Raw genomic sequence first — 13,888 nt, forward strand, 5'->3', positions numbered from 1 at the left:
AAGTCTGTCAGTCTGAGCTTGTCGAAGACTATAATTTATTCTTTGACAAACTCAGAAAGACATTCTAAATTTTACTTTTATTCAGATATATTAGAAGTCTAATTTTGAATTACTCATGACAACTACAAGTTGGAGTTGTAAAACTATTGGTTTTTGTGTTAAAAGGAACTCCTTGATTATAGCCATCCATTTCAAAATAAAACTGGGTTCTTTTCTTATCGTAATTACCAATTTCGTTCATGGTATCAACATCATACAAACGCCCATTTACCATTGTGTAAATCACTGAATTAGAGTTTTTAATATCTTCTAAAGGATTTTTATCAAGTATAATTAAATCTGCCAATTTTCCTTTTTCTAAAGAACCAATTTCATCAGCAACACCAATATAATTTGCACCATTTATTGTGGCAGCTTTTAAGGCTTCTAGATTGCTTAAACCACCTTGTTGTAGCATCCATAATTCCCAATGCGCACCTAAACCTTGTAATTGGCCATGTGCGCCTAAATTTACTTTTACACCTTCTTTAGCCAAAGCTGTAACTGTTTCAGAAGTTAAAACATGTCCGTTTTTATATTCTTCTTCAGGTATCATAGTTCTGTGTCTAGAACGTGTATCTACCACATATCTAGGTGTGTATTTCAGTAAGGTTTTGTTTTCCCAAACATTTGTTTTTTGATACCATTCGAACTCACCATTCATACCTCCATAATTTACAATTAAAGTAGGTGTATAACCAGTTTTACTGTTTTTCCAAAGTGATATTACATCTTTATACACAGGATTTACAGGAATGTTATGTTCAATTCCTGTATGCCCATCAAAAATCATAGACATGTTAGAGAAAAAATTAGAACCACCTTCAGGCACTACATTTACACCCAATTCTCTAGCTGCTTGCATAATTTGTTGACGCTGTTCTCTTCTGGGTTGATTGTAACTTTTAATCGATTTTGCACCAAAAGCTTTGGTTCTTGCAATGGCAAAACGTGCATCGTCTAAATTATTTACAACAGCTTTAAAATCGCCTTCTGCTCCATATAAAATAAAACCTGTTGAAAACATTCTTGGGCCAACTAATTGACCACTTTTTTGCAATTCTTCTAAGGTAAAAGCGGCTGCTGTATGCACAGAAGGATCATGAGAAGTAGTCACTCCGAAAGCCAAATTTGCATAAAATTGCCAGTGTTTTTGAGTGCTTAAACCGTTTCTAAAAGCGCCAACATGTGCATGCACATCTACAATACCAGGCATAATTGTTTTGCCTAACATTTTATACACTTTTGCATCAGCAGGAATATCAATATCATTGGTTTTACCAATCTTTTCAATTTTATTTTTATAGATGATAATTGTTCCGTCTTCAATAACCTCATTACCATTCATTGTAATAATTCTGGCATTTTTAAAGGCAATTCTACCTTCAGGAACATCTGATTTTGCTGTTAAGTTTATTTTGATGCTTGTTGCTTCATCTGCTGCTAAATTGGTTTTTGCAAATGGATTTGTTGTATTGTTTACAATTGATTTTGATGCATAATCATCACCCAAAGTCCAGAATACTTTAGAATCGTTTTTTGCCCAATGTAAATTAATACCAGCGTTTTTAGACAAACTTTCTACGTTAAAAGAATTGGTATTGTTATCTAGATTGATTTCACTTCCGTTCTTTACAAAAGGAGCAACATACAATTTATGTAAATGAATAAAAGCAATAAATTTATTATCGTTACTTGGTACTAACCTATTGGCTAATTTTGATGAAAAATGACTTCTTTCTTCTTTTCCATTTAAATCTACACTTTTTAATTTCTTGGTTAAACCACCAAAAAAAGAACCACCAGTTTGAAAGAAAATACGTGAATCATCTGCAGAAAAACTTGGGAATTCTCCATTTTTAGAAACTCTTTTAGCATTAGTACCATCAGCATTGGCAATATAAATTCCTGTTTTCTTAGTGTAATCAAAACCTTGATCTCCATTTCCAGATTCTTTTCTGTATACAATTTTAGAATCATCACTATTAAAAGCAGGAGTTCTGTAAATTCCTTTTTCTTTGGTGATTTTAGTTAAGTTGGTTCCGTCTAAATTTACACTATAAATTGCACCTAATTCTTCATCATTCCAAGTTACAAATACTACTGATTTACCATCAGCAGAAAAATGAGGTTCTGCTTCAAAATCGGTTAAAGTTGTAATTCTAGTAGGTTTTCCATCTGGTAAAACTTTTTTATAAATATGTCCTAAAGCAGTAAAAACTATCGTTTTTTCATCAGGAGAAGTTTGCACATCTTTAATCATTTTTGATGTAAATTGTTCTGTAAAAACCTTTCTTTTTACGCTGTGTGTTTTTGCTAATTTAATTTCTTCATCAACCTCAAAAGGAATATTTTGAATCTGTTTTGTTTCAATATTTATTCTGTTAATTTTACCTTGCGCCCAAATGATAATGTCTTTACTATCTGGCATCCAAGCAAAATGAGGATATACACCAAATACAGCCCAAGCTTCACTTTGGTCTTTGCTCAAATTCTCATAAATAGGCCACTCTTTACCTGTTTCTAATTCGTGAATGTATAAAACTGACTTTGTTCTTACACGTTTTACAAAAGCTAATAATTTACCATTTTTAGAAATTACAGGTCTTGCTGCACCTCCAGGACCACCTGTAATTTGCTCAATTTCTCCAGTTTCAAAATTGTAACGTTTTATTACATAAATCTGTTGATTAGGATCTTTATTGTATTGAAAATATCCTCCAGGATACATGTCTTCTGCATAATACAAATATTTTCCATCAGGAGATATTGATGGATCATTTACATCTTGTTGATCGTTTTTTCTTTTGGTTAATTGCAAACCTGCTGCTCCAGAAAGTGGATATTGCCACATTTCTCCTGCACCTACAGAACGTTGAGAAGTGTAGTGTTTTCTGGCCACTAAAGATTTTCCATCTGGTGTCCAAACTGCATTGTTTAGTAATCTATATTTTTCTTTGGTAATTGATTTTGCATCATTACCATTTGCTTTCATCACCCAAATATTATTACCACCTTCAGCATCACTTGTAAACGAAATGTATTTTCCATTTGGGCTAAATCTTGGTTGCACTTCGTATGCCAAGCCCGAACGCAAAATAGTAGTTGTACCACCAGAAATTGGCATTTTGTAAATATCACCTAACAAATCGAAAACTATGGTTTTTCCATCTGGCGAAACATCTAAATTCATCCAAGTACCTTCTGTAGTATTCAATTGAAAAGAATTGTATCTCCACGTTTCATGAGGATTGTTTACATCCCATTTTTTAGGTTTTTCTTGCGAATTGATTTGTATCGAAAACGCTAAGCAAAGCAGAAGTAATATATTTTTAGTCATCATTGATCTTAGTTAAAAATTGTACTTGCTAAATGTAAGACTATTATTTTAGATTTTTTGACACGGATTTCACAGATTTTCACGGATAAATGATTTATTGTGAATAAAAATCTGTGTAAATCTGTGAAATCCGTGTCTTGTTTTTTACAAAGAAGAAATTTTAAATAATAAATTAGGATTTGGGCAAATCATTTTCCAATAGTCAAGTTCACTTTCTAAAACCACACCAGGAAAATCGTTTTTATACTCTAATAATGAGAGTATTACTTGAAAGTGTAAATGAGGCACCCACTCACCATTTTCTGAGTAATTTCCTAAATCACCTATTTTATCACCAACTTTTAATATGTTGCCAATGCTATGTTTTAAGGTGCTTTCTTTAGATAAATGTCCATATAAAGTATAAAATTCAACTTGGTTTATTTGATGTTTTAAAATGATAAATCCACCATAACCTTTTAAATCTTTTTGATGAATAGCACAAACAATTTTGCCTTCTAAAATGGAATGAACTGCCGTTTTTTCTGGCAACCAAAAATCGACACCCAAATGAATATTTCTTTTTTCTGATGAATTTTCGGCTTCATAAATATCAGAAGTATACAAAGCACGTTTTTCTAAATAACCACCAGCAATAATTTTATTTGGATGTTGATTTTGGATTTCTAACAATTTAGCTTCAAAAAAAGTTGGATTATTGAACTCAGCTTCCGTTTTTACAGTGGAGTTAGAAATGCTTAAATCTATATGACAAAGTTCTTCCTTTTGAACAGTTGGAAATAATTCTTTTAAAGAAAATTGTTGGGTTTTGGCCCAATTCATAAAATTTTGATACTGTAGTTTTTCATCCATATTCAAAAATAATACTTTGGTCTAAATCTACAATACAGTTTTTTTACAAGCAATTTGCATATTTTTTTTATCCAAATGCAAATCCTTTTTTATTATTTGTAGTTTTGTGTAAAAGCAAAAAAATGATAGTACAAGGAAACATTGTCGATATTCAGAATAAAACCATTTTTAAAGGAGAAGTTGAGGTAAAAAATGATAAGATTGTCGCTATTCGTAAAGCAAATCATACTAACGAAAATTATATTTTACCCGGTTTTATAGATGCGCATATTCATATAGAAAGCTCAATGTTAGTACCATCAGAATTTGCTAAAATTGCAGTTGTACATGGCACAGTTGCTACTGTTTCAGATCCGCATGAAATTGCCAATGTTTTGGGTGTAAAAGGTGTGGATTTTATGATTGAAAACGGAAAAAAAGTACCGTTAAAATTTAATTTTGGAGCACCAAGTTGTGTGCCAGCCACTTCTTTTGAAAGTGCAGGAGCTGTTATTAATGCAGACGACATCAAAAAAATGATGGAAAACCCAGACATTAAATATTTGGCAGAAATGATGAATTATCCTGGTGTTTTGTTCGATGATGCAGAAGTTTTAACTAAAATAAATCACGCAAAAAATAACAATAAACCCATAGATGGCCATGCACCAGGTTTACGAGGTGATGATGCTACAAAATATATTGCTGCAGGAATTTCTACAGATCATGAATGTTTTTCTTTTGATGAAGCCAAAGAGAAACTAGAAAAAGGAATGAAAGTAATTATTAGAGAAGGTTCTGCTGCCAAAAATTTTGAAGCCTTGATTGATTTGTTAGCAGATAATTACGAAAATATGATGTTTTGTTCAGATGATAAACATCCAGATGATTTGTTGTTGGGGCACATCAACCAATTGTGTAAAAGAGCAGTTGCAAAGGGAATTGATGTTTTTAAAGTATTGCAAGCGGCTTGTGTAAACCCTGTAAAACATTATAATTTAGATGTGGGTGTATTACAAAAAGGTGATTTTGCTGATTTTGTTGTGGTTGATAGTTTAGAGAAATTCAACGTTTTAGAAACCTACATTAATGGTGAATTAGTTGCCAAAAATGGAAACTCATTTGTAAAAGATGTTGACTTCGAAGTATTGAATAATTTTAATACGGATAAAAAGAAAGTAGAAGAATTTAGGTTTGCATCATCCTCTGAAAAAATTAGAGTGATTGAAGCTTTAGATGGCGAATTAGTTACAAATCAAAAAGAGGCAGCATCTTTAATTGAAGATGGAAATTTAGTTTCGAACACTAAAACTGATGTTTTAAAAATGACGGTTGTGAATCGTTATAAAAATGCTAAACCATCAATAGCATTTATCAAAAATTTTGGATTAAAAGAAGGCGCCATTGCAAGTTCTGTTGGGCACGATTCTCATAACATTATAGCCATTGGTGTTTCTGATGAAATGATTTGCAAAGCTGTAAATTTAATCATCGAAAATAGAGGTGGAGTTTGTGCTGTAACATCATCCAAAGAAAAAATTGTTTCATTACCAGTTGCTGGAATTATGTCTGATAAACCTGCAAATGAAATTGGAAAATCTTATGCAGAATTAGATAAAATGGCCAAAGAAATGGGTAGTAAATTAAGAGCACCTTATATGAGTTTATCGTTTATGGCGTTGTTGGTAATACCTGCTTTAAAGCTTTCTGATAAAGGTTTGTTTGATGGAACTAGTTTTCAGTTTACATCATTAGAAATTGCATAAAAGAATAGTACATTTGCCAACATCAACTAAAAAACAATAATGAGTTTACAACAAGATTTAGAAAAAAGAAGTGGTAACCAATGCGAATTGTGTGCAGCAACAAATAATTTAACTATTTACGAAGTGAAACCAGTTTCTACAGGAGGTTTTGATGGTAGTATTTTAGCTTGCGAAACTTGTGTAACTCAAATTGAAAATCCTGAAGAAGTAGACGCAAATCATTGGCGTTGTTTAAATGATTCTATGTGGAGCGAATTTACGCCTGTAAAAGTTACAGTTTGGCGAATGTTACATCGTTTAAAAAACGAAGGTTGGCCACAAGATTTGTTAGGGATGATGTATTTAGAAGATGATGAAATTCGCTATGCAAAAGAATCTGGAGATCATTTATCTGAAAGCGAAAAAATAATTCATAGAGATGCAAATGGTGCAATTTTACAAGCAGGCGATTCTGTTGTGTTGATAAAAGATTTAAAAGTAAAAGGTTCTAGTATGGTTGCAAAACAAGGAACTGCAGTACGTAGAATTTCTTTAGATCACGAAAATGCAAAATATATTGAGGGTAAAGTTGGACCTACACAAATTGTAATTATTACAGATTATGTTAAGAAAATGGCAGAAAAGGAATAATCGATTTCTTTTAACATTTTTAAAAAAGGGTTTGGAATTTCATGTGAATTTCAAACCCTTTTTTTTGATTTAAAATTTTTAATCAAAAAAAATAAAAATCATTTTTCAACTAAATAATTAGTTTAAATAATATTTTTTGCTATATTTGTTTTATAAAACTAAAAATTTAGTTGAAAATTATGCAAAAACAATTAACAAAAGCAGAAGAGCAGATTATGCAAGTTTTATGGGATTTAGAAGAATCTTCTGTAAAAGAAATCATAGAAAAATTACCAGAACCTAAACCCGCTTACAATACAGTTTCTACCATTATTAGAATTTTAGAAACCAAAGAATTTGTGGCACACAAAGCAAAAGGCAGAGGTTATGTGTATTACCCAATTGTAGAAAAAGAAACGTATAGCAACCAAAGTTTACATAAATTAATGAACGGTTACTTTAATGGATCCTTTAAAAGTTTGGTGTCTTTTTTTGTAAAAGAAAACAATATGGATGTTAGTGAATTAGAATCTATTTTAAAAGAAGTGAATAAAAAAGAGTAACAGTTTTTCAGTATTCAGTTTACAGTTAACGCTTTCATTTCGAATGAAACGCAGTGAAATTGAGAAATCATTGTGCAACTAGATTTCTCCACAAGGTCGAAATGACAAGTATAAAAATAAAATAAATAACTATGATCAATTACATCCTCCAAGTCATCTTATTCCAAATATTGTTTTTGGTAGTGTATGATTTATTTTTAAGTAAGGAAACCTTTTTTACCAAAAATAGATGGTATTTATTAAGTACACCAATGTTGTCTTTTTTGTTACCATTGATAAAAATACCAACCTTTCAAAAAGCGGTTCCACAAGAATTTGTCATACAATTACCAGAAATTGTTTTAAATCCTGATAAGGTCATACAGCAAACGATTCAAACAACAAATATCGAACAATCTATCAATTATGTAAGCATCTTGTTTTGGGTTGGTGTTGCATTTTTCTTGATTTTATTTTTGATAAAATTGATGAAGATTGTCTCATTTATCAAAAAAAATGAAAGCATTAGAAAATCTGATTTTATCTTGGTATTTATTCCGAATCAAGCCAAAGCATTTTCGTTTTTCAACTACATTTTTTTAGGGGAGGAAGTTCCAAAAGAACAACAAGAAAAGGTCATTCAGCACGAGTTGGTGCACAGTCAACAAAAGCATTCTTTAGATTTATTGTTGTTTGAGTTACTAAAAATTACAATGTGGTTTAACCCAATGATTTATTTCTATCAAAAGCGAATCACCTTAGTACACGAATACATTTCTGATGCGGTTGTAGCCAAATCAGAAACCAAAGAAAGTTATATCAATAGCTTATTGTCTAGTTTTTTTCAGGTAGAAAATATTGAGTTTGTAAATCAATTTTATAAAAAAAGTTTAATTAAAAAAAGAATCATTATGATGAAAAAGAATCAATCTAAAGAAATGAATCAGTTAAAGTATTTGGTATTAGTTCCAGTTTTAATAAGTATGTTGTTTTATACTTCTTGCGCTGATGAAAACGCAAATATTTCTGAAAATAAAATTTCAGTAAAACAAAAACAAATTAGATACACAAAGTTAGCAGACGGTAAAATTAAAATTAGAAAATCTGAAAAAACAAGCTATCTTGATATATTTATAGGCACAACTCCTCCTGATTGGAACGAAATTACTTTCGGGGATTTAACTTTTGAAGAAGCAGAAGAGTATGAATTTCAAATAAATAAAATAAATAATTCAGATTCTAGATTGGCAAGATTAACAACTCTTAAATTGTATCGTCATAAAAATGGAAGAAAAGTTATAGCCAGTATTATTGATATGGAAAAGTTAAGAAATGAGGTTGAAAAAGAAGTAATAGAAACAGAAGAAGTTTCATTTATGACTATTGATCAAGGACCAACTTTCCCAGGCTGTGAAGATGGAGATAAAGATTGTTTTTCAAAAAGTATACAAAAACATTTCGCAAAGAATTTTGATGCGGATTTGCCTAAAAAATTGGGCTTATCAAAAGGTAGAAAAAGAGTATTTATTGCTTTTAACATAGATAAAGAAGGTAATGTAGTAGATGTAAAAGCTAGAGCACCACATGAAGAAATTAAAAATGAAGTTTTAAATGTGATGAATTCATTACCTAAAATGACTCCTGGAGAACACCAAGGAAAAAATATAACCGTAAAATATGCAATACCTTTTACCTTATTTATAGAATAAACGATTTATGAAAAAGAAGATTTTATTTATATTACTATTTGCAATTGTAAAAGTTGAAGCGCAAACTTCAACTTTTTCTGTTGCTGACAGTTTGTTTGCCAAAGGTAGGTATAAACTTGCTTTACAAGAATTAGATGCCAAAGGAGCTTCATTTTTATCAAACTACAAAAAAGCAGTTATTTACGAATCTATAGATAATTATAAAAAAGCAGCGTATTTTTTAGAAAAAGCCATCACTTTTAAAGATGATGAAAAGGCAAAATTAAAATTAGCAAAGAATTATCGTGCGTTGAAATTATCAAAAAAAGCCATCCCCATTTATGAAGAAATTTTAGCTAAAGATTCCTTGAACTTGGTGCTACAATATCAATTGGGGAAACTTTATATCATCAACAGAAAAGCCATAAAAGCTGAAAAAACTTTTCAATACTTAATTTCTCAAGATGAATCTAATGCCAATTATAGTTATCATTTAGGTTTGGCTTATGCTTTACAAGGCAAAAGAGACCCAATGATCAATAGTTTTATCACCACTTATATAAAAGATACCACACATTTTAATGCTATTGCAAGATTGGCTAAAAGTTTCAATACATTAAAAGATAGAGATTCTACACAGTTATTTGTCAGTAAAGGCTTGGCGTTAAATAAAAATCATATCGATTTAAATAAGTTAAAAATCAATCAACTATATAGAGATAAAAATTATAAAGAAGCCATTCCGTATTTATTACATTTAGACACCATTGATAGAAAAGATACCTATAGTATTTCTATGTTAGGCAGAGTTTATTTTAAAATGGATAGTTTGGATAAAGCAAAAAAGTACTTTAAAAAATTATCTTTTAAAGACAGAGAAGATTTTAAAGCCAATACGTATTTAGGTCATATTGCCATGATTGAAAAAGAGTATCGAAGTGCAATGTTCAACTACATGATGGCTACCTATAAAGGAAAAGACAAAAGAGATGAAGAATATTTGGGGTTAGGTACCATGTTTTTAGCTACCAACAAACCCAAACAAGCCATAAATGCATTTCAAGAAGCCTTTAAAGAAAACAGAAGAAATTATAAAGCATTATATCAATTGGCTAAAACTTCAGATGATTATTATAAAGATAAAAAAATAGCGTACAAACACTATATTAACTACATAGAAACCTTTTACGATAAAGATGATGTAATCACTGCCTTTGTAAAACGAAGAATCAAAGACATTAAAAAAGCGTATTTTATGAAGGGTGAAACTTTAAAATAGAAGTCGTTAAATTTTAGTAATTTCACGCCATAAATAAGGATATTTATATGCGTGTTTTTTCTTTTTTTTTATTGGCGATTTTTTTCACTTCGTGTGATAAATTTCCGTTTACAAAAAAACAGCCTTTACAAGCTATAGATACTATTGTAGATTTTACTGCTGTAGATACTTCTCCATCTTTTTCAGAATGTGATTCTATTATCGATAAAACAAAAAAATCAGAATGTTTTAGAACAACCATTCATCAAAAAATTAGTACGGAGCTACAAAAACATCCATTATCTATTGAAGATACTATTGATGAAACTATTTTAGTAGATTTGATGATTAAAGCGGATGGAAAAATAACTTTTGAGGGCTTAAAATCATCTGAAAAAATAAAAACAGAATTGCCAGAATTAGACAGTATTATACAGATTTCTGTGGATAAATTACCGATTGTTTTTCCTGCTATAAAGCAACGTTATAAAGTAACTACCAAATATCAATTACCTATTAGGATTTACTTAAAAGAGTAATTATTGTATTCGTTTGTAGAATCATTGTTTTTTTTAAAAGTATAAAAAATAGGTTACACATTGTAAATATGAAGAATCAACTAAAAGACAATTGGAAACTTTTTTTAATAGCGAGTTTAACCTTAGGTTTAGCTCCTTTTAATCCTCCTCATATTTGGGGTAAAATACAATGGATTTTAGGCGGAAATGCTTTTCATCCAGAAAAAGGAATGCAAGCCCAAGATTGGTTTGATGTGTTGTTACATGGCACTCCTTGGGTTTTACTGACAATTTCTCTTATTTTAAATCTTTTTACATTTCTGATAAAAAACAAAAAAGAATAGAACTTTATTTTGATCAATTATTTTTGTTTGTTTTGAAGAGTTGAGGGTAACAGCGGTATTACTGTAAACCAGATTTTTTCACAAAGCAAAAGTCATTAGTTTCGAAAAGAAATATCAATTTAGTTGATGAGCATTACATATTTTCTAAAATTTCAAACTCCATTTCAGGCAAAAACCGACCATGAATCGAACTTTCTGTTTCAGCAATCACCTTAAAACCATGTTTTGCATAAAATGATTTTGCATTTGGATCTGATAAAACATTTAAGATTGCACAACCTCCTTTAATACAATAATTTTTTGCATGATTTAACAATTGTGTTCCTATGCCCTGCCCTATAAATTTTGGTGATACAAATAAAAACTCTAAAAAACTGGTTCTAATATTGGCTCTGTTTAGTATATAAAAACCTACAATTTCATCATCAGTAGCATATTTGTAAATGTTCCAATCTTCAAACATTTTTGGAGTTACAGTCAAATCTTCTTCCCAGCTTTCTATTAACTCATTAGAATAACCCCAAAAAGCTTTCGATTGTAAAGCTATTGCTGTTAATTGTTTTGCATCTAAAACATCAGCTTTAACAATCATTTTATTTTTTTATGATTTGTTTTATTTTAATGTTTAAAGCTGCAAAAAGTAAGGTTGTAAAAGGACTTAGCCAATTAAATATAGCGTAAAAGAAATATTCACCAACACCTACACCTAAAACCCCAGATTGATATGCACCACAAGTATTCCAAGGAATTAAAACCGAAGTTACAGTTCCGGAATCTTCTAAAGTTCTACTTAAGTTTTCTGGTGCTAAACCTTTATCTTCATAGGCTTTTTTAAACATTTTTCCTGGAACTACAATTGCCAAATATTGGTCTGAAGCTGTAATATTTAAAGCCAAACAACTAGCCACTGTACTTGCAAACAAGCCAAAAACTGTAGATGCTAAACTTAGCAGGGCTTTACTAATTCTAGATAATGCGCCAATAGCATCCATAACCCCCCCAAAAACCATTGCACAAATAATTAACCAAATGGTATTTAACATACCACTCATACCTCCTGCAGAAAATAAATCGTTTAGTTCGGCACTTGTAGTTTCTACAGCAGAATCTACAGTTATTGCATTCATAACACCTTTATAAGCAGTGTTTATGGTTAACGTTTTGGCTCCTGCAACATTTATAACAATGTCTGGCTGAGCTATAATTGCAGTTATACCAGCTAGCAGTGTACCTGCCAACAACGCAATTAAGGGTTCTGTTTTTTTTACAATTAAAAAGATAACAAAAGCTGGAACAATAAATAACCAAGGAGAAATATTAAAAGCTTGATGTATCGCTAATAATTTGTCTGAAATATCTGGTGTGCCCGAAGTTTCTATAGAAAAGCCAATAATTATAAAAACTAAAAGCGTTACTAAAATTGTTGGTATAGTAGTTATGGCCATGTATTTTATATGATCAAACAGTTCACCCCCTGCCATGGTTGGTGCCAAGTTTGTGGTATCAGAAAGAGGAGACATTTTATCGCCAAAATAAGCACCCGATAAAACTGCTCCAGCAGTCATACCAGCAGAAATTCCCAAAGTATTTCCTATACCAATTAAAGCAATACCAACTGTTGCAGAGGTAGTCCAAGAACTTCCGGTTGCTATAGAAATTATGGCACAAATAATTACAGAAGCTGCTAAAAATATGGTGGGGTTTAAAATTTGTAATCCATAATAAATCATAGAAGGAATAATGCCACTTATTAACCAAGTACCTGCTAAGGCACCTACCATTAATAAAATTAAAATTGCACCAGTTGTAGATTTTACATTTTCTGCAACCTCTGCTATCATTTGTTTGTAAGAAACTTTATTTTTAAACCCAACTATGGCAGCGACAGCTGCACCTATTAATAAAATAAACTGATTACTTCCGCTCAAAGCATCATCTCCATAAACAAAAAACACATTGTAAAATAACATTCCAATTAAAGCAAAAATAGGAATTAACGCTTCCCAAATATTTAGCTCTTTATTTTCAATTATGTTTTCGTCTTGAGGTTCTTTTGGAGATATATTTTGACTTTCCATTCTAAAGTTTTAGTTGTGTAATGTTACAATTTTACGCAATGTTATGCAAATCAAAATTGTGCTGCTAATTTTTGTAAAATATAGCTGCATTACGCAAATTTATTTTGATGTAATTTGAAATCGGATCGTTTTCATCTAGTCGCCTCAAACTAGTAGAGAAATCTTTTTTTTTAGATTATTGATATTTAGGCTTAACTATGTTTTATTAAAAATAACACTTTTTAAATTTTTAAACTATTTCTTAAAAGCCTTTACGCCTGCCCTAATTCCTATATCTAAATGATTTTTTCTCGGTGTTAATGGGCAAGAATATTTATCATTATAAGCACAGTAAGGGTTATAAGTATTGTTAAAATTTAATGTGATGGTGTTGTTGTCATTAATATCAGTAGTCATAACATCCATATAGCGTCCACCTCCATACGATTCGTTGCCAGAAGTATCGTCTGTAAAAGGTAAAAAAAGATAATCTTTATATTTTTCATCTCTCAAATCATCTTGACTTTGATAAATAGTGAGTTGTAAATCTTTTCCTTTTAAGTTAAAATTTAAAATGCCATATTCTTTGTATAAAGGTGCTCTGTCTGTGGTAGTAGCCATTTTAAAAGTTGGTGCATTTTCTGTTCTAGTTAATTTTGCGGTAACAATAAAAGAAGAATCCACAGGAAAAAAATCTAAACCTTTAAAGTTTTTTAAATCTTTCTTTTTTAAAGGCGATGTTGTTGCATCCTTATAACTAGCATTTAATTTTTGTTGATATGCAGTTTCACCCACCAAAGGTCTTTTATCTTGAGAGTTGCATGATAATATCAATAAAAAAGAAACAAATACAAATAGATTTTTCATCACATAAATTTTAGCTAATCAAAAATACA

The 13,888-nt window shown here is 30.5% G+C and carries 12 protein-coding genes; 7 read left to right on the plus strand and 5 right to left on the minus strand.

The window, feature by feature from the left end; translation table 11 throughout:
* Positions 1-109 precede the first annotated feature (109 nt).
* Both ACW9UN_RS05275 and ACW9UN_RS05280 read right to left on the minus strand, forming a co-directional pair.
* Positions 110-3,382 carry an amidohydrolase family protein gene (locus ACW9UN_RS05275; RefSeq protein WP_459484548.1) on the minus strand — a complete coding sequence of 1,091 codons (3,273 nt, stop codon included), beginning with the start codon at positions 3,380-3,382 and terminating at the stop codon, positions 110-112.
* A 141-nt stretch (positions 3,383-3,523) separates the two neighbouring features.
* Entirely contained in the window at positions 3,524-4,231 is a 708-nt protein-coding gene (locus ACW9UN_RS05280) for a peptidoglycan DD-metalloendopeptidase family protein (protein ID WP_459484550.1), read from the minus strand.
* A gap of 122 nt (positions 4,232-4,353) precedes the next feature.
* Between ACW9UN_RS05280 and ade the strand changes: the two genes are divergently transcribed.
* The 7 genes from ade to ACW9UN_RS05315 all read left to right on the plus strand — a co-directional run bounded on the left by ade (position 4,354) and on the right by ACW9UN_RS05315 (position 10,935).
* Positions 4,354-5,976, plus strand: a complete 1,623-nt coding sequence (ade, locus tag ACW9UN_RS05285; RefSeq protein WP_459484552.1) for an adenine deaminase — start codon at positions 4,354-4,356, stop codon at positions 5,974-5,976.
* Between the two features lie 39 nt (positions 5,977-6,015).
* Positions 6,016-6,606, plus strand: coding sequence for a PhnA domain-containing protein (locus tag ACW9UN_RS05290; protein WP_459484553.1), 591 nt, complete (start codon positions 6,016-6,018; stop codon positions 6,604-6,606).
* Between the two features lie 179 nt (positions 6,607-6,785).
* Positions 6,786-7,148 (plus strand): BlaI/MecI/CopY family transcriptional regulator, encoded by a 363-nt coding sequence (locus tag ACW9UN_RS05295; protein WP_459484555.1) that lies wholly within the window; start codon positions 6,786-6,788, stop codon positions 7,146-7,148.
* Between the two features lie 131 nt (positions 7,149-7,279).
* Positions 7,280-8,836, plus strand: coding sequence for a M56 family metallopeptidase (locus ACW9UN_RS05300; RefSeq protein ID WP_459484557.1), 1,557 nt, complete (start codon positions 7,280-7,282; stop codon positions 8,834-8,836).
* 7 nt (positions 8,837-8,843) lie between these two features.
* The gene (locus ACW9UN_RS05305; protein WP_459484560.1) at positions 8,844-10,094 is read left to right on the plus strand and encodes a tetratricopeptide repeat protein; all 1,251 of its coding nucleotides are present in this window, start codon (positions 8,844-8,846) and stop codon (positions 10,092-10,094) included.
* Positions 10,095-10,165: 71 nt separating this feature from the next.
* Positions 10,166-10,612 carry a hypothetical protein gene (locus ACW9UN_RS05310; RefSeq protein ID WP_459484562.1) on the plus strand — a complete coding sequence of 149 codons (447 nt, stop codon included), beginning with the start codon at positions 10,166-10,168 and terminating at the stop codon, positions 10,610-10,612.
* 68 nt (positions 10,613-10,680) lie between these two features.
* Positions 10,681-10,935, plus strand: a complete 255-nt coding sequence (locus tag ACW9UN_RS05315; protein ID WP_459484564.1) for a hypothetical protein — start codon at positions 10,681-10,683, stop codon at positions 10,933-10,935.
* A 133-nt stretch (positions 10,936-11,068) separates the two neighbouring features.
* On the opposite strand, the gene ACW9UN_RS05320 is transcribed toward ACW9UN_RS05315, so the two are convergent.
* The 3 genes from ACW9UN_RS05320 to ACW9UN_RS05330 form a co-directional block, all read right to left on the minus strand.
* Entirely contained in the window at positions 11,069-11,527 is a 459-nt protein-coding gene (locus ACW9UN_RS05320) for a GNAT family N-acetyltransferase (RefSeq protein ID WP_459484566.1), read from the minus strand.
* A 1-nt stretch (position 11,528) separates the two neighbouring features.
* Complete coding sequence (gene nhaC, locus ACW9UN_RS05325; protein WP_459484569.1) at positions 11,529-13,013, minus strand: Na+/H+ antiporter NhaC; 1,485 nt, start codon at positions 13,011-13,013, stop codon at positions 11,529-11,531.
* A gap of 234 nt (positions 13,014-13,247) precedes the next feature.
* Entirely contained in the window at positions 13,248-13,859 is a 612-nt protein-coding gene (locus ACW9UN_RS05330; RefSeq protein WP_459484571.1) for a DUF1684 domain-containing protein, read from the minus strand.
* Positions 13,860-13,888: the final 29 nt, after the last annotated feature.

Source organism: Polaribacter litoreus (genome assembly GCF_054584775.1).